Origin of the sequence: Amycolatopsis coloradensis, assembly GCF_001953865.1 — a bacterium.
Classification (GTDB): Bacteria; Actinomycetota; Actinomycetes; order Mycobacteriales; family Pseudonocardiaceae; genus Amycolatopsis; species Amycolatopsis coloradensis.
Genome location: NZ_MQUQ01000026.1, coordinates 46,016 through 61,040 on the forward strand (window position 1 = coordinate 46,016; position 15,025 = coordinate 61,040).

The window sequence follows — 15,025 nt, forward strand, 5'->3', positions numbered from 1 at the left end:
GCCGGCGGCGCTGAAGTGGGAGAGATCGCGGCCACCGACCCTGCAATCCCTTCCGGGACTACTCTGGATTTACCCTCCCCGCGGGGCGGGAAACCACCCGTTCAGGCGGTCGATGTCTTCCGACGGATGGCCCCGCCACGAGAGGTTGTCGAGCGCTGGACGCGAACGAACCCCCATGGTGAGAATCGAAGGTGACCGCGAAGCGCGAGTTGTGGATGCAGTTCCGGCCGCGGTGGCTCTCCCGTTGAGCGCGATCAGGCTTCGCTCAACGGGAGAGCGACGACGGGAACAGATCGACGGCACCGGTGATCATCGGAAGGGGTGCATTGCCGCCGCGGCACTTTGCCCGGGTGCGGTCAGCGTAAGGAGCGGTCGAGGAAGTCCAGGATGAGGGTGGTGATTTCCGGGCCGTTCGTCTCCAGGGCGAAGTGTCCGGCGTCGAGAAGGTGGAGTTCCGCCTCGGGCAGGTCGCGAAGGAAGGCGCGGGCTCCGTCGGCGCTGAAGATCTCGTCGTGTTCGCCCCAGGTGATCAGGGTTGGCGGGCGGTGCTCACGGAAGTACCGCTGGAAAGCCGGGTAAGCATCTAGGTTGAACTGGTAGTCCCAGAACAGCTGTAGCTGTACGTCGTTGTTCCCGGGGCGGTCGAGCAAAGCTTGGTCGAGGGTCCAGGTGTCCGGGCTGAGCCGGTCGGCTCGGCTCGCGGGGACGCCGTGGGTGTACTGCCATCGCGTCGCCGCAGGCTCCAGAAGGCCGCGTACCTCCGCTTCATGTGCCTCGCGATCCTTGGCGTGCGCGAAAAGAAGATCCCAGAACGGCGTGAAGCCCTCCAAGTAGGCGTTTCCGGATTGCACCAGCAGGGCGCTGACTCGTTTCGGATCCCGGCTGGCGATGCGAAGCCCGATGGGAGCGCCGTAGTCCTGGACGTAGAGGGCAAAGCGTTTCAGGCCGAGCTTGTCGAGAAGGCCGAGTGTGGTGGTTGTCAGGTTCTCGAACGAGTAATCGAACTGATCGACGGGCGGGGCGTCGGAGAAGCCGAAGCCGAGGTGGTCGGGGGCGATGACGTGGTGCCGGTCGGCCAGCCCGGGAATCAGCGTACGGAACATGTACGACGACGTCGGAAAGCCGTGCAGTAGAACGATCGCGGGTGCGGCCGGGTCGCCGGCTTCGCGGTAGAACACGCGCCGGCCGTCGATGGTCGCGGTGCGGTGGTGGACGGTGGCCGGAGTGGTGTCAGGCATGGATGTAGAGCTCCTCGAGATCGGCCTGGCCGGTCAATTATAACTGTCTAAAGACTTTGGAACGGTTAGACTAGAGCATGGCGGGGTCTAACCTGTCAAGACGACGACGGGGGTAGAATGAGCGGTGTGCTGCAACGTCCCTTGGTCGGTGAACCGCTCGCGCTGGACCTGGTGAACACCACATGGCCGGAACGTGGTGCCCACCAGGACGTGTTCAATGAGCCCGGAGGCGTTGGCGCATGGCTGACCGAACGGGGTCTCGCCGTCACACCCGGCGCGGAAGAACCGTTACGTCACACCCGGTCCGTGCTGCGCGAGGTGCTCGACAACCACAGTGTGGCGGCCGAATGTGCGCTGAACGCGGTGCTGGAACACGGGCGGCTGCGGCCGGAGTTGTACCAAGGCGAACCCACGGACGTGTTCGAAGTCGAACAGATGGCATGGCGGCCCGCGTGGCTCGCCGCCTACAGTTACTTGACGTTGCTTCGCGCGCGTCCCGAACGCATCAAGCGGTGCTCCGGTCATCCGGCTTGCACGCTGTACTTCGAGGACACGACTCGTAACGGCACCAGGCGTTGGTGTTCGATGGCCGCCTGCGGAAACCGGGCGAAAGCCGCTCGTCATTATCATCGCGGGCGCTCGAACTAGCGCGGTGAGAGGGCGACGATCGCACGCCGGAACGGCGTACTTGCACAGTATACGTCGGGCACGTCCAGCCAGCCGCTGTTTCGCGTGTTCCACGCTCGCTCTCACCTGGATGGACGTGGCCATCCGCCCAGCAGGGTCGTGAGCGATGATCACCGCCGTCACCTGGCACGAACAGCCCGGCGATCTCCGCGGCCGGCTTACCGGTACGAGCGCGACGCCGCCGAACTACGCCACCGCGCTCCGCGCACGAACGCGTGCTGCTTGACTTGTGTGCATGACCAAGAGATGGGGGCGCACGATGGTCGCCGTGGCGGCCGGTGCGATGGTGCTGCTGGTCTCGTCATGCTCGATCACGATGATGAGTGAGGAGCAGAAAGTGGAAGAACTGCGAAGGGCGGGTGAGCGAGGCGCCGAGGCGCACTTGGTGCTGCTCGCCGAGTACAAGCTTCCCACGCCTGAGGAGTGTTTGAATAACTACAGCCGCTTTACCGGGGGCGGCGCGCCGTGGGACGAGCCGTACAGCGCCACGGTGGACTGGATCTCGCTGCATGGGGAGTACTTCGTGGACAGTTGCGTGACCGGGAAACCGCGGGTCCCGACCAAGTGACCCGACTTCCACGTCGACGGCGGTAAAGCGCCCACCGGGCGCCCAGCCGTGACCTTCCCGTGGTCGACTCGTCCGCGGCTGCGAAATCAGTCATTTGGAGCAGTCCGGCTCGTCTGCCGCCCTTCTGTCACGACGGTACCTGTGTCGTGTCTGAAGGTAACCGGCCAGCACTATGATGCCGAGAATTCCGAGACCGATGGGCAGCCCGTACCTGCTGCTGTCGACGATACGGATGGCGATCGCGGCCGCCAGAAGCAGCAATGCGCAGGTGAGGATGATCGGCGACGGCCTGGGTGCCGTGGCGGTTTCACGTTCGGGCCTCTGACTTCGCGGAGGAGTGTCAGACATGCGTTCTCCCTTGGGGGCTCATGTGGGTGTCCGCATCCTCGGGGCGACGCACTCGCTAGGTATTCGACACGTGGTATCGGCCGGATTGCCTCGTTCACCGGATGTTCAAACGTCGGTACCGGGTGACCGACAGAGCCATGAACAATGCGATGAGGCCTATCGCCCAGAGTGCCATGTACAGCGCGGCGTGTCGTGCGGGCCAGGCGTAGGGCTGGGGTTGGCGAACAGGGCGTTGGCCGGCGCGGTGATGGGGTTCCATCCCGCGATGGTCCGGATCGTCGCGGATCAAGCCGTCGGCGCCGAGGCTCTGATTGAGGGAGGGACGGGTGGCGGCCACGGCCCGGTACCTCCGCTCCGGCGACATGACCGACGGAAGGTTATCCCTGTCCCGGTCGAAGATGATCTCGGTGGCCCAGCGGCCGAACCAGCCGAAACCGGCCGCACGCTGGCAATAGCCGGCTGAATGAACGAATCGGACCTGAAGCGTGCAGGTGACAGGCAACTGGTGAGCTCAGGTAGTGGCACGCGGTGGGTGTTTTCCGGGGCAAGGATCCCTCAGTGATCGGCGTTCGCGCTGAGCGGTTAGGCCGGTTCAGTCCGTGGGCCTGGTGAAGCAGGCCCGGATGGTGGTGCCGTGCGGACCGGTATGGACGCGTACGAGGTCGGACAGCAAGTTGACCAGCAGCAGGCCGCGGCCGCGGAGTTCTCCGGCGGAGACGGGACGTCGACCGGCCAGTGGGTCGGTGAGGTGGCCGTTGTCGTGGACTTCGCAGATCAGCAGGCCTTGCTCGGTCCACAACCGGAGCCGTCCCTGACCGCCACCGTGGTCGACGCTGTTCCCGAGCAATTCGGCGACCACGAGTTCGACGTCTTCCATGCGGTGCCGGGAGAGTCCGGCCCGGTGCGCCTGCTCGCGGGTCGCGGTGCGGGCATGGGCCATGGAGGCCGAGTCGCGGGTGACGGCGTCGATGACGACGCAGGTGGCCGGTTCGGGAAGTGGGATGTTGTAGCCGCCGATGATGCTGTGGGGGTCGTAACCGGTGCTGCGGCGCTCGCCGCCGGCGTCGACCAGCACGGGGTGGGTGATTTCGGCGTCGGCCAGAACGCGCGCGTCGAGACGAGTAATGTCATACGGGCAGAGAATGGTGACGTCGCGGCCGGTGAACGCGAGATTGATCAACGCCTCGTGCTGGGCGCAGGCCGGATATTCCAGTTCGGTACGACCGGCCCAGATCGGTTCGCCGATGATGCGGACCCGCCGGCCGGGGTGGCTGTCGGCGAAGGCACGGAGGACCCCGGGAATGATCCGGCCGGGGTTACGGCCTTCTTCGGTCATGTCGAGCAGCCGGACCTGGTCGGCGTTCCGGCCCAGCGCGGTGCGCAGCAGTTCGAGATTGGGGCCGGGAACCGACACCGCGACCGGTTCGCCTGCCAGCAGGCCTTCGCGGATGAACGGCAGGGTACCCGCCAGGTAGTCCTCCTGGCCTTCGTAGAACAAAGCGGGGTGGACGAACGGGTCCGCGGTCGTGCTGGGCGCGTTCATGTCGACCGACCGTCATCGGTGATGAGCTGAGCCGCTTCTTCCGGCCAGAACAGGCGCAACACCTTCCACACGCTACCCGGCGGGTGCCGGATCGTCAGCGAAGCCGGTGGCCGGACACTGCGGGCCGCGTCGACGAGGGCACTGACCCCGCGTACGTCGGTGAACGACAGGCAAGACAGATCCACTGTCCCACCTCCACCTTTGACCAGCATGTGCAAGCTCGTCTCCCACGATGCGTGAGTCGCCGGGTCGATCGTCCCGATCACCCGTATCCCCCTGGAGGCGGGCAGGTCGAGTACCCGCAACCCAGCCTCGATCCGCTCACCATGGCTTTGGCCGCCGCTGCCGGCAGCGTATTCCACGTCCTTGCCTCCCGGCGCGAGCTCGGCCCTTCCTGTCGGACAGAAGCCTAAATGCAGACTGGATCCTACGCACTCTTGGGTGTAGGCGTGTCCTGGACCGGGCGACATGCCGTCGAGTGACTCACTACGGCCACGTATACCGCGTCCAGCGGCCGTCAGGCCCGGTCCTGCATCTCAGCGACGACCTTGTCGGTAACCCGCGAGATCGTCTCTTTACTGACCGAAGATCCGTAGATCTCGGCAATTTGCCGAAATGCCCTCGTCATTCTCTACAACGACAACACGGTGTCATCCACCTCGGTAAACCGTCGTTACCGCTTCTCGCGATCTGTGACTCGAACGTGCTTTCCCGATCCCGTGGCACGTTGATGCCGATCTCGCCCGCAGCGTCCGAAACCACCATTTTAGGCCGAGTGTCGTTCCGGACATTCGTCGACTCGCGGTCCGGCTCGGCCTGGTTCTTCCCGTGCCCGAGGCACTCGGGCGCCTCCTCGTTCAGTGCGGTTTCCGGCACATTCTTGGTGAACAGCTTCAGCAGGCCGTCCGGACCGGTCAATGCCAACCCTCACGCCTTCGCCTGGGCCACCGTCGCCGCCGCGGCGGCCTGCTCCGGCGACAGCTTGGACTCACTCTTGCGTGGACTCACAAGGTCCGATGTCATCACTCACAGTGCCCACCTCGCCGGACTCTTGCGGCCCCGCATCGTCTGGGTCTTCCCGGTGTCTATCTTGTCGGCGAGGAGTCAGGAGCGGTCGACGAGGAGGTCGACGGTGTGACGGATGTGTTCATCGGCAGCGGGTATCAGCGATACGTTCGCGTTGGGTGTGCTCAACGAGATGCTCGGCGCCGAAGCTCCCATCGTCGCGGCCCCGTGTGTCAAGCCCGTTCTTCGTCGGCATCCTGTGTATGCGGACAGCGTCGCTCGGCTTACGAAGGCTGGCGTGACGATGCTCGACCCGGACACGATCACCACTCGCGCAGAGGACGGTCTAGCCACCTTCGGTTGGTCCTATGTCATCTTCGCCCTTCGCAGCGCGGGCAAGTCCGATGTGGATAGGGTGACTGAGTATCTTGCGGCGGTATCAGTCTGGTGCAACCGCGTTTCTCCGTGACAACCGCCCGCATTCGGTCGAGAAGAGGGTCAGTAGGCGACCATCACCATCGGATCCGATGCCAACGCGCTGTCGCTCGACGCCGATCGCCCACCTGAGCGACCTTTCCCACCACGTCGAGACGCTGCAGGCTGGGCGGCCGAACTGGGATGAGCACCTCGCGCGCTGCTTGCCGACGTCCGCTCATGCCGATGAGCGGACGTCGGCGGTTTGAGCGGAGAACTTTGGTGCAGGAATTCGCCAATCGAATCGACCCTCTGATGGCATTCGACTGAACCCGGGCCGAGCACCGACAGTAGACGTGTAGACACCGTACTTGCCATGACAATGGCGTAGCGATGGCACATCCTCTCATGCCGCATAGGGCGCCGGTAATGTCAGCTACCGCATCGACAGCCGGTGTGATACTGGCGCGTGGCGCATTCGCTTGACGAAACCCGGCTCGATCCGCAGACGTCGTGGAACGTCAAGCTGGAGCGTGCGCGGGAGCACCTTGACGCGTTGCGAACGCAGGTGAGCGAATATCGGGAGTCGGACTGCCTCTATCTGCCGTAGAAAATGCGGGCAGATAGAGACAGTTCAAACGGATTCTTAGGCGTGTGCCTTGGTCAGCCCGACGTTGTTGTCCCAGCCGCCCAGGTAGGCGCCTTCGGCTCCGAAGTCGATATTGAAATCATGTGCCGAGTTCAGTGCGCGGTTGGTGACGTGTGCGTATCCGCAGTTGTTGTCGCCGAGAATCGACGACATGTTCGCCTTCCAGTACGAGTCGGGTTCGACGCGGTAGCCAGCCGAGTCGCACGGTCCCGAGTTCCCGTAGATGGTCGTCATGTTGCCCGCGGCATTGCGGTTGTAGTTCCCGTTCGAGTACCAGTACATCAGAGGAGTGGCCTCGGCGATCGCGGAGATGGCGGGCTCGTTCCCCTGGGACGCCAGTCCGGCCGCGGCCGCGGCCGGTGATACGTCGGAGCACGACTTCGCCAGGACGGGGGACACGTCGTCGTTCTGGGCCGGCCCGACCACCCAGGCGCAGAAGCGCCCCGCTGAGTCATCGCTCACGGTGGCCGCCGAAGCAGAGGTGCCGCTCAGCGACGCGAGCGCAAGCGTCGCCACGCCAACGGTAAGCATCTTCGATACGCGTTTCATTTCAACCCTCTCGACATATATTAATTGGATGCAACCCTCGAAATCGAACGCATAGCGCACCCTGAGGGCCTTCCGTGTTCCACGGCAAACACACTGAACGTGGTGAAAGGGAAGAAGTCAGGGGTTGGCGGCGGGTCAGGGCTAAAGAGAAGACTGCCGCAATAACAGCAGCTCAAACAGGCGCAGCTTTGTTGCTGACAGATGAGCGCGAGCATGAGCCGCGGTGTGCTCAGAGCGCAAATGTACCTTGCATTGAAAGCCCTCCCCAGTAGAACCGCTTCACGCTAATAATTGCGATCAATTAACCCTGCCACTAGATCAACATGTCCGAACACCACCGAACGAGTGTGATCAGGGTCACTGGGAACTATTTGTCATATTCTTATGATTGTCGAGTGTTGTAGCTGATTCGCTACGAATTCCTCTAACTTGGACTCGCTGAACGGAGGTTTCTCGGCGATGCTGAGATTCGAAGTGTCGAATCGCGACAAGAATCCGGGCTTCTCGCGGACCGGGCTGGCGGTCGTCGACGGAGCGTCCGAATGCGGTAGGAGCTAGTGCTCCAGTCTGATCAGGACTTCCTCGATGATGTCCGGTACGGACACGACTATGAAGCCGAGGCCTCCCAGCGGGATTGCGCAGGCTGCAACCTGAATGCCTTGGCGTACCGAGCGAATCCCTCGAAAGCCGGCGAAGCCGATCGCGACTACCGTCGCGAGCAGTAGGACGCCGATGCCTGAGCGGCCGGACTGCCGGACTACGTCGGCGATCAACATCCCGATTACCGCGGCGGTAGCGACAGTGCCGCGGATATCGGTTCGCCCGATCGTATTCAAGAGGAAGCCGGCGAGGAGGCCGCCGGCGGTCGCCAGTGCGCACCACAGCACTGTCGTCGACACGTCGATCTGGTACGGCATGCCCTCGTACTTGATGCCATAGAACAGGGCCTTACCCCAGTAAAAGGCAAGAACAGCAGCGATCAGCGATTCAACTGCCCGGATGACCGCGCGCCGACGAGGTGCGCCGGCGGTCACCGCGACGACCAGCACGATCCAGATGGTGAAGCTGTGCGCCAGCGGCCTCAGCACGTCGCTGTAGTAGGCGTAAGCGCCTACGGCGCCAGAGAGCACACCGGCCAGGATCGCGCCGAGATCGGAGGCGCGAAAATAGTCCGACCGGGGCGCTCGCGTCGCATCATCCTCAGTCTCAATCGGCACCCTTACCCCCAGCTAGTGCATGTAGCGACAACTTGCAGCCTCCTGCAAGGAGCGACAGGTCCGACACCATCCGTAGTCGCTGCCGGGGCAGCATACCGCCATGATCAAAATTTGGATGTGATGCGGGCGGTCGCACGACGTCGCGTCGGCGAGCGCGCGGCAAAGCCAGTGGGGAGGACTCGTGCAGCGTTTCGCCACCTGCTTTGATGAAGGTGGCGAGATGGCGCAGCACGCGTGCATTTCGTTCGTCGGCCGCCAGGTCGTTCGCCGGATATCGGAGGCGGTCCCGGCTACCGGTGAGTCGCACTGGCCGCCGTATCGGGTCGGGGTTTTCCGCCGTCGGTCATGGTGCCGACTTGCGGGGCTATCGGCTGTGTAGGGAATGACGAGACACGGGTCGGCAAGTTCGACTACGCTGGCCGCTCGGCCGGTTACGCTCGTGTGTCGATCACGGAGTAACTCGGCGTGGCCGGTTGGGTGGCCAGCAGGGGAGATGTCGGGGCGACGGGGAGGGCGAGCCGGCGTGTCATTCAATGTGCCCAGATTGCGGCAGCAGGCTGGTGAGCTTGATACCGAGCTGGAGCAGGCCCGGTTTACCGGGCGATCTGCTGACGGTGTCGCGTTGGCTGTAGTGACTGGTCAGGGCAGGCTTGTGGACTTGACGATCGCGGATCACGTGATCCGGAGCTCTCACCCACAGCGGCTGGGTCCCGCGGTGCTGGAGGCGGTCTCGGTGGCCCGGCGTGAGGCCGCGCAGGTCGGTGTCGCCAAGGTGCGCGCGGTGGTGGACAAGGACCAGGAATGGATGCCCGAACCCGCCCCTGGACCTGGGGCAGGTCGACGGAATGTCGTCGGGCCGTCAGCTGCTCCCGGTGCCACGACGGCGGCTGAGCCGCGTGGAGCGCGTCCCGATGCCGGGGAGGTCGAGGAGGAGAGTTTCGATCAGCTCGACTTCCTGGACGCTGATCTCGAGGACGAGGGGCGGGATCGCTGGTGAGTTACCAGGACGAGCTGTATCACCTGGCGCGGGAGATCGACGCGACGGTGGTTACGGTCGAGCAGGCCGCGACGGGTGCGGCGCGGGATCGTGTCACGTGGTCGTTGCCAGGGGAGCTGGGGTCGGTGACGGTGACCGGCGCGGGTGAGCTGGTCGATGTGTCGGTGGACGTGGCCGCGATGAAGGACTACAGCGCGCCGAGTTTGTCGCGTCAGCTGCTGCTGGGGATCCAGCGGGCGGAGGAGACCGCGGCCCGCCGGTTTGAGACGACCATCGCGGCCGTTCAGGATGAGGAGCGGCTGATATGAGCCTTCCAGATCGGTTCGACCCCGGCCCTGGCCAGGGCTATCACGTTTACCCGGAGAAGTTGCGGGCCGCGGCCGACGCGATTGCCGATGCGGCAGGATTGCTGCAGAACTTCGCGGTGGTGGACTTGGCCGATGTCGCGCTCGGACCATTTGATCTGGGTTTGCCGGGGACGGCGACGAACCTGATGCCCGGGCTCAACGGTCTGGGGACGGTGGACCGGTACAACGCGGCCATCGACGTGATTCGGCGGATCACGGCCCAGAATTCGACCCAGCTCGCTGTGCTGAGCGCGGCCTTGGGCAAGGCCGCGAACCATTACGAGCAGCTGGATCAGGAAGCGTATGAGCGGATGAAGAAGCTGGAGGGTGAGATCAAGTGACCACCCCTGACCCGGGCAAGGCCGCCGCGGAACTCGCCACCATGAACTACCCGGAGGCCGCGGACGCGAAGATCCGCGAGTACGCGGACCTGATCGGCGCGAACGGGATCATCGGTTTGCTGGACAAGCTCCGCAAGTTCGTCGCCGGCGACCTGGAAAAGGCGCTGAGGCTGGCCGAGGCCTTCGCCAAGGAGAGCAAGTTGAAGGACGCGGCCGAGATCGTCAATGACACGAAGCTGTCACTGACGGCCGCATGGCGTGGTGACGCGTTCGACCAGTACTCCCTGTATTCCGGGATGGCAGTCGACAGCCTGAACAAGGGCCAGGTCTCCATCACGACCCTGACCAAAACGATGAGCACGGTCGCCACGACGGTGATCGACACGTACAAGAACCTGCTGCTCGCGCTCGGCAACTGTGCGGCGAACCTCGCGCAGCTGAGCGGGAAGTTCGCGATCGTGATGGGATCACTGTTGGTCCCGCCGTTGGCTGCGTTGTCGGCCAAGGACTTCGTGGACGCGATCAACTCGGCGTTCGAGAAGTTCTGGCGTGACTGCAACACGCTCCTGGGCAGCATGATCACCAACATCGGAGCATTGGTCGGGAGCGGTCTCGAGCTTACGGTCATCGAGACCACCTTCCCCAAGATCTCGGATGTCGACACGAGCGTCGAGGTGGTCGGGGAACCCCGCCGCTGGCGGATCAAACCGGGAGCCGATCCTTCGTGACACGATGTCTCGCCCGAGGGCTCGCCCTGCTGATGGCCGGCGGACTGGGGGTGCTGGCCGGCTGCGGCACGAGCCCGCCGCCTCCGCCACCGGAACCGTCGGTGTCGGTCCCGCCGATCCCCGCACAGCTGAATGGCAACAAGTTCATCGCCGATCCGTGTTCGGCGATCACCGTGGAGCAGCTGCGGAGTATTGGTATCGGTGACGGTAGGCACGAACAGACTCGGCAGGGCCAATGCCTGATCGTGCTCGGCCGGTCGGTCGACGTGACCACGTCGTGGTTCCCGCCGCTGCGGGAGAGCATCAGCACGTTGTACAGCGGCCGCGCTCTAGGCCGCGATGTCGGCAATCACTGGGAAGAGCTGACGATCAACGGCTACCCCGCGGTGATCGTGGATGTCGAGGAGAACATTCCGAGCAGGCGTGACGAGGGGCCTCTGGCGTGCAGGCTGGTTCTCGGCGTCGACGACAACACGCTGGTGCACATCAAGACCAACACGCGGGGAAAGCCGGAGGCGGGTCCCTGGCAGAACGATCCCTGCGGCGCGGTCAAGAAGATCGCCGAGTTTGTGATCGACAACCTTCGCAGCTAGGTGCACTGATCTGGCCCAGATCCAGCAGCGGCGGCTGTTCGTGTTCGGGAAGCGATCGTCGGTCGAACACGACACCCGCCGATTTCCGAAATCGCGCTACCGGTGCGGTGCGCGGCGCGTGGGTGGAGCGGGGGGAAGTGTCCCTCGTGCTCGTTGCGAGGCCCGGTACGCCGGGCCCCGCAACGAGTTGAGCCATCCGTGGGGGTGAAGCTGTTCGAGCGCGTGTGTGGTCACGTCGAAGGTGGGATCCTCGCCGTGCTCGGGCCGGGTCAGGGTCAAGGTGGCGACCGGCTGCCAAGGTCCGGTGAGGTCGGCGAGCATGATCCGAAATGTGAGTGGTTCGGTGGCGACCGTGTCGGGCAGCGCGGCGAGGTAGGTGGGGATCCGCCTGGCGGGGTCGACGGGAACGGCCCCGATCACCCGGTGCCGAGCACCGGCCTGGTAGGGCAGCAGCGAGGTGTAGACGCTGGCGAAGTCGCGACGGGGGATGAGGATGTGCCGCAGGCCGGGTCGGCTCCCTGTGGTGGCCAGGGCCAGGTCGACAGGGACGCCTTCGCCGCCGGCATTGTGGATTCGTACCGCCAGACCCAGCACGTCGGCGATGCCGCCCGGCGTCGAGACCGCCTTCGACAACCGCACGATGGCCGCGAACTCGCCGGGATGGTCGAGCAGCGGCACGCCGTGTGTATCCCGGCCGTGCACGGTGAACCGGGCGGCGAACACCACGCCACGAGGGTGAAACAACCGCGCACCACGTAAGGCCGCGCCCACACCGATCACAGCGGCGACAGTGCGCCGGACGAACACGTCATTCATCTCGCCCTCCTCCCCATTGGGTTCCCCTCTTCCGGCCGATCACACACGACCGCCGGATCGGTTTACAGACTGAGTCCGCTGTTCATCACGGGAAGGTCTGCCCCCGGAATCGAGTTGGGCCAGGCGTGCTTCGAGCATCTTGACGATTGCCGGACGATCGGCTTGGTCGCGTTCATTGGCCGGCTTCCGGCGAGAGTCACCGTCGTGCAGCTCGGATGCGATGGGTCGGAGAGTCCGAGGAAGGGTGGTCGTAGTACGGGTATGGACAGAGTATCGTGAGATCGCCTGAGTACGTCAGGGAGGTGCCGATCGTGTCGATCTTGTTTGTTCGCCGTATAGCGGGGTATAGGCAGGCATGGCGCGGAACACGGCGAGCACGATTTGGCAAGTTCGGTTCCTGGGGGGAGTCCGGTACCGGGCGGAGTACTGCTGTCGCGGCTCGGGAGCCGGAAGTTTCGATTTGCTGTTGACGCCTGGGTTGCGCGAGGCGGTGGACTTGCCCGCGGTGGACGACGCCGTAGCTTTGTGCGCGGCCGGGTTGATTCTCGATTCGCTCCTCCCGACCGGTGACCCCGTACCTGACGAGATCGATCTCGAAACTTTGGCATACGCCGACTCCGCGTTCGTCATCGAACTGCGTCGGCGCCTGTGGAACGTAGCCGATCGGGTGAGGGTTCTCGACCCGGCGTGAAGGCGCAGGTCGTGAGGGGGTTCTCGGCTGCGGGAGCGCCTTTTCCGCCGGGAAGCCCTCGTTCACACTGGAACTGCCGGAATCGGGATGGTTGGTTCCCGGTCAAAAGGGCATCCGCTCCCCGTGCCGCCGGTCGACCGACCGGTCGCGACGGAAGGATGTCGATGTTCCGACACACGAGTTTGCTTCAGTTCGAGGCAAAGCCGGAAAAGCCCGATGCCTTGTATGCCAGGAAGCTGCAGGAACTCATCGGTGGCGCCTATGGCGAGATGACCGTGACGATGCAGTACTTGTTTCAGGGTTGGAATTGCCGTGTCGAGGGCAAGTACAAGGATTTGATCATGGACACGGCGACTGAGGAGATCGGGCATGTGGAGATGCTCGCGACCATGGTCGCCCGATTGCTGGAGGGTGCTCCGGCAACGACGATGGCCGAGGCGGTGAAGGATCCCGCGACGGCGGCGATCCTCGGTGGGATGGACCCGCAACAGGCGATCATTTCTGGTGGCGGGGCGACCCCGAGCGACAGCCAGGGTTATCCGTGGAACGGCCGATACGTGATTGCCAGCGGCAATCTGCTGGCTGATTTCCGGGCGAACGTGGCAGCGGAGGCGCAGGGGCGGTTGCAGACGGCGCGGTTGTACAACATGACCGACGACCCGGGCGTGAAGGCGATGCTGCAGTTCAACCTCGCCCGGGACACAGTGCATCAACGCCAGTGGCTGGCCGCGATCGAGGAACTGAAAGCCGATGGTCTGGAGAGCGACATCGCGCCGACGGCGTTGTTCGATGAGGAGAACCAGGAACACAACAACACCATCTGGCACCTGTCCGACGGTCCCGACGGGAACAAGGGCGGCTGGACCACCGGTCCGGAGGGGATCGAGTACCTGATGGATCCGCAAGCTCTCGGCGGTCCCGGTGTCGCGCCCCCGCCCGATCCCGCCTTGTTCGCTACCGCCGAACCGTCCCTTGGCGAGCCCGGCGGCGCGACGAGCGTGACCTCTGAAGCCGGTAAGACGAAGAAGTAGTCCCGCGCACCGGTCCGAGCCGTCGGGTGACCCGCCGTGCGGTCGACATCGTCGATCCCGGCGGGCCACGGGACGGTGACACGCTTTCGCCGGCCATGCGGTGGTCACGCTCGAGCTGATGGACGGACGGGGAGAAGACGGTCGATCTGGCGTTCTCTTAGGTGGCCGCCGAGGACCGCGCCCACGCTGACGACGGTGAGCGCCGCCAACCCGGGCAAGCGGCCTTTGCGGTGCTCCGTGCGGCGTACGACGCGGTGAAGACCGCTGTCGCGATGGTAATCGTCACCGCGCGGACAGGCTGATCGCGACACGTGTGCGGGCCGCGTCACGATCGCCGAACCGAAGTCGAACCCGGCCCGAGCACACCCACGCGCCGAGGGGGCACGGTGACGACCAGAGGATGGAGGGATAGCCGAGCCAGCCGTAGCCGTGGAGATTCATGCGCTGGGGCTACCTGCCGAAGCGGTGACTACACGCGGCGGCTAGGGCCGGAAGACCGCGCGTACGCAGCCGTCGTCTCTGTTCTTGGCCAGCTCGTAACCCCGGGGGCGTCCTGTAGGGGTAGCACGTGGGTCGCTAGTTGGTCGGCGGTGCTCTCCCCTTTTCGCGAGCCGGTCCAGCAACATGGGGATGTAGCGCTGGCCGTGCTCTGCTGTGTACCGCGGCGGGTAAGTCCCTTGTTGCGGTAGCCCCGCATGACCGAGCGCTTCAGGCAGGAGGCCTACCGCAGACGGCCGCTGAACTTTTTAACGGTGGCACCAGCGGAACAGAGCCGAGGTATGCGAGAGGTCGGGACGTGCGGTCAGAGGGCGGTTACGCCGGTCCGCCGGTCGACCTTCACACCAGGCAAAGCACGGATGATGGTGGAGTGGTGCCGCAGGTGCCGTACGCGGAGTTGCAAGCGCATTCGAATTTCAGCTTCCTCGACGACGCAGCACCTCGAAGAGCTGATCGAGGAGGCTGCCCCTGGCAGGGATTTGGCGCTCTCTGACGGATCATGACGGGATGTACGGTGCTGTGCGGTTTGATTTCGGCGGCCCGAGAGCTGGCGTGCGGGTCGGTTTGGTGTGGGCTGTCCCTTGACCTGCTCTCGACGCAGAGTGGGTCGCGGGTCCGGCGGTTGCGCATCTGCTGGTGCTGGCCTACGCCTTAGAAGGAAGAGAATAGGGTCCCGACCTACGACGAGATCGCGCTGGTCGACGACCTCGCGGGGCATGTGCTGGTGTGGACCGGCTGCCGCAAAGGCAATAGCCGTCGGGCCTT

The 15,025-nt window shown here is 64.5% G+C and carries 19 protein-coding genes and 1 pseudogene; 12 read left to right on the forward strand and 8 right to left on the reverse strand.

What is annotated here, in order from left to right; all coding sequences use genetic code 11:
* Positions 1–356: 356 nt before the first annotated feature.
* Entirely contained in the window at positions 357–1,238 is an 882-nt protein-coding gene (locus BS329_RS36775) for an alpha/beta fold hydrolase (RefSeq protein ID WP_076167575.1), read from the reverse strand.
* A 117-nt stretch (positions 1,239–1,355) separates the two neighbouring features.
* On the opposite strand from BS329_RS36775, the gene BS329_RS36780 reads away from it, so the two are divergent.
* The 3 genes from BS329_RS36780 to BS329_RS45290 all read left to right on the forward strand — a co-directional run bounded on the left by BS329_RS36780 (position 1,356) and on the right by BS329_RS45290 (position 2,818).
* Positions 1,356–1,886: a CGNR zinc finger domain-containing protein gene (locus BS329_RS36780; protein ID WP_076167577.1), complete on the forward strand. Its 531-nt coding sequence runs from the start codon at positions 1,356–1,358 to the stop codon at positions 1,884–1,886.
* A 274-nt stretch (positions 1,887–2,160) separates the two neighbouring features.
* Positions 2,161–2,493 (forward strand): hypothetical protein, encoded by a 333-nt coding sequence (locus BS329_RS36785; protein WP_076167629.1) that lies wholly within the window; start codon positions 2,161–2,163, stop codon positions 2,491–2,493.
* Between the two features lie 196 nt (positions 2,494–2,689).
* On the forward strand, positions 2,690–2,818 hold the full coding sequence (locus BS329_RS45290) for a hypothetical protein (protein WP_279628246.1): 129 nt from the start codon (positions 2,690–2,692) through the stop codon (positions 2,816–2,818).
* A gap of 117 nt (positions 2,819–2,935) precedes the next feature.
* Here BS329_RS45290 and BS329_RS36790 read toward each other — a convergent pair whose 3' ends face one another.
* From BS329_RS36790 to BS329_RS45595, 4 genes and pseudogenes are all read right to left on the reverse strand, one after another.
* Complete coding sequence (locus BS329_RS36790) at positions 2,936–3,343, reverse strand: hypothetical protein (protein ID WP_076167578.1); 408 nt, start codon at positions 3,341–3,343, stop codon at positions 2,936–2,938.
* Between the two features lie 90 nt (positions 3,344–3,433).
* Positions 3,434–4,384 (reverse strand): anti-sigma factor RsbA family regulatory protein, encoded by a 951-nt coding sequence (locus BS329_RS36795; protein WP_076167580.1) that lies wholly within the window; start codon positions 4,382–4,384, stop codon positions 3,434–3,436.
* On the reverse strand, positions 4,381–4,746 hold the full coding sequence (locus BS329_RS36800) for an STAS domain-containing protein (RefSeq protein ID WP_076167581.1): 366 nt from the start codon (positions 4,744–4,746) through the stop codon (positions 4,381–4,383). Before BS329_RS36800 ends, BS329_RS36795 begins: the two co-directional genes overlap by 4 nt.
* A gap of 158 nt (positions 4,747–4,904) precedes the next feature.
* Positions 4,905–5,407 (reverse strand): annotated as a pseudogene (locus tag BS329_RS45595) (transposase); the annotation flags it as partial.
* Positions 5,408–5,687: 280 nt separating this feature from the next.
* Here BS329_RS45595 and BS329_RS45425 point away from each other — a divergent pair.
* Both BS329_RS45425 and BS329_RS43610 read left to right on the forward strand, forming a co-directional pair.
* Positions 5,688–5,858 carry a hypothetical protein gene (locus BS329_RS45425; RefSeq protein ID WP_244197443.1) on the forward strand — a complete coding sequence of 57 codons (171 nt, stop codon included), beginning with the start codon at positions 5,688–5,690 and terminating at the stop codon, positions 5,856–5,858.
* A 414-nt stretch (positions 5,859–6,272) separates the two neighbouring features.
* Positions 6,273–6,413, forward strand: a complete 141-nt coding sequence (locus BS329_RS43610; RefSeq protein ID WP_158075865.1) for a hypothetical protein — start codon at positions 6,273–6,275, stop codon at positions 6,411–6,413.
* A gap of 36 nt (positions 6,414–6,449) precedes the next feature.
* Here BS329_RS43610 and BS329_RS36815 read toward each other — a convergent pair whose 3' ends face one another.
* Both BS329_RS36815 and BS329_RS36820 read right to left on the reverse strand, forming a co-directional pair.
* Positions 6,450–7,061, reverse strand: coding sequence for a hypothetical protein (locus BS329_RS36815; protein WP_143253357.1), 612 nt, complete (start codon positions 7,059–7,061; stop codon positions 6,450–6,452).
* 494 nt (positions 7,062–7,555) lie between these two features.
* Entirely contained in the window at positions 7,556–8,218 is a 663-nt protein-coding gene (locus BS329_RS36820; RefSeq protein ID WP_076167584.1) for a hypothetical protein, read from the reverse strand.
* Between the two features lie 493 nt (positions 8,219–8,711).
* On the opposite strand from BS329_RS36820, the gene BS329_RS36825 reads away from it, so the two are divergent.
* The 5 genes from BS329_RS36825 to BS329_RS36845 are packed head-to-tail and all read left to right on the forward strand — an operon-like array spanning position 8,712 to position 11,224.
* Positions 8,712–9,215 carry a YbaB/EbfC family nucleoid-associated protein gene (locus BS329_RS36825; protein WP_244197437.1) on the forward strand — a complete coding sequence of 168 codons (504 nt, stop codon included), beginning with the start codon at positions 8,712–8,714 and terminating at the stop codon, positions 9,213–9,215.
* The gene (locus BS329_RS36830; RefSeq protein ID WP_076167586.1) at positions 9,212–9,523 is read left to right on the forward strand and encodes a hypothetical protein; all 312 of its coding nucleotides are present in this window, start codon (positions 9,212–9,214) and stop codon (positions 9,521–9,523) included. The genes BS329_RS36825 and BS329_RS36830 overlap by 4 nt, the downstream gene beginning before the upstream one ends.
* Positions 9,520–9,903, forward strand: coding sequence for a hypothetical protein (locus BS329_RS36835; protein ID WP_076167587.1), 384 nt, complete (start codon positions 9,520–9,522; stop codon positions 9,901–9,903). The genes BS329_RS36830 and BS329_RS36835 overlap by 4 nt, the downstream gene beginning before the upstream one ends.
* Positions 9,900–10,631 carry a hypothetical protein gene (locus BS329_RS36840; RefSeq protein WP_076167589.1) on the forward strand — a complete coding sequence of 244 codons (732 nt, stop codon included), beginning with the start codon at positions 9,900–9,902 and terminating at the stop codon, positions 10,629–10,631. The genes BS329_RS36835 and BS329_RS36840 overlap by 4 nt, the downstream gene beginning before the upstream one ends.
* The gene (locus tag BS329_RS36845) at positions 10,628–11,224 is read left to right on the forward strand and encodes a DUF3558 domain-containing protein (protein WP_244197438.1); all 597 of its coding nucleotides are present in this window, start codon (positions 10,628–10,630) and stop codon (positions 11,222–11,224) included. The genes BS329_RS36840 and BS329_RS36845 overlap by 4 nt, the downstream gene beginning before the upstream one ends.
* Before the next feature lie 96 nt (positions 11,225–11,320).
* Here the strand turns inward: BS329_RS36845 and BS329_RS36850 are convergent, their stop codons facing one another.
* On the reverse strand, positions 11,321–12,040 hold the full coding sequence (locus BS329_RS36850; protein ID WP_076167592.1) for a catalase family protein: 720 nt from the start codon (positions 12,038–12,040) through the stop codon (positions 11,321–11,323).
* Positions 12,041–12,536: 496 nt separating this feature from the next.
* Between BS329_RS36850 and BS329_RS43050 the strand changes: the two genes are divergently transcribed.
* Both BS329_RS43050 and BS329_RS36860 read left to right on the forward strand, forming a co-directional pair.
* Positions 12,537–12,731: a hypothetical protein gene (locus BS329_RS43050; protein ID WP_143253358.1), complete on the forward strand. Its 195-nt coding sequence runs from the start codon at positions 12,537–12,539 to the stop codon at positions 12,729–12,731.
* Positions 12,732–12,895: 164 nt separating this feature from the next.
* The gene (locus BS329_RS36860) at positions 12,896–13,762 is read left to right on the forward strand and encodes a manganese catalase (RefSeq protein ID WP_076167632.1); all 867 of its coding nucleotides are present in this window, start codon (positions 12,896–12,898) and stop codon (positions 13,760–13,762) included.
* Positions 13,763–15,025: the final 1,263 nt, after the last annotated feature.

Bases quoted from the DNA above. Each gene is read 5' to 3' on its own strand.
- BS329_RS36775 (WP_076167575.1), bottom strand. From the start codon at position 1,238: ATGCCTGACACCACTCCGGCCACCGTCCACCACCGCACCGCGACCATC.
- BS329_RS36780 (WP_076167577.1), top strand. From the start codon at position 1,356: ATGAGCGGTGTGCTGCAACGTCCCTTGGTCGGTGAACCGCTCGCGCTG.
- BS329_RS36785 (WP_076167629.1), top strand. From the start codon at position 2,161: ATGACCAAGAGATGGGGGCGCACGATGGTCGCCGTGGCGGCCGGTGCG.
- BS329_RS45290 (WP_279628246.1), top strand. From the start codon at position 2,690: ATGGGCAGCCCGTACCTGCTGCTGTCGACGATACGGATGGCGATCGCG.
- BS329_RS36795 (WP_076167580.1), bottom strand. From the start codon at position 4,384: ATGAACGCGCCCAGCACGACCGCGGACCCGTTCGTCCACCCCGCTTTG.
- BS329_RS36825 (WP_244197437.1), top strand. From the start codon at position 8,712: ATGTCGGGGCGACGGGGAGGGCGAGCCGGCGTGTCATTCAATGTGCCC.
- BS329_RS36835 (WP_076167587.1), top strand. From the start codon at position 9,520: ATGAGCCTTCCAGATCGGTTCGACCCCGGCCCTGGCCAGGGCTATCAC.
- BS329_RS36850 (WP_076167592.1), bottom strand. From the start codon at position 12,040: ATGAATGACGTGTTCGTCCGGCGCACTGTCGCCGCTGTGATCGGTGTG.
- BS329_RS36860 (WP_076167632.1), top strand. From the start codon at position 12,896: ATGTTCCGACACACGAGTTTGCTTCAGTTCGAGGCAAAGCCGGAAAAG.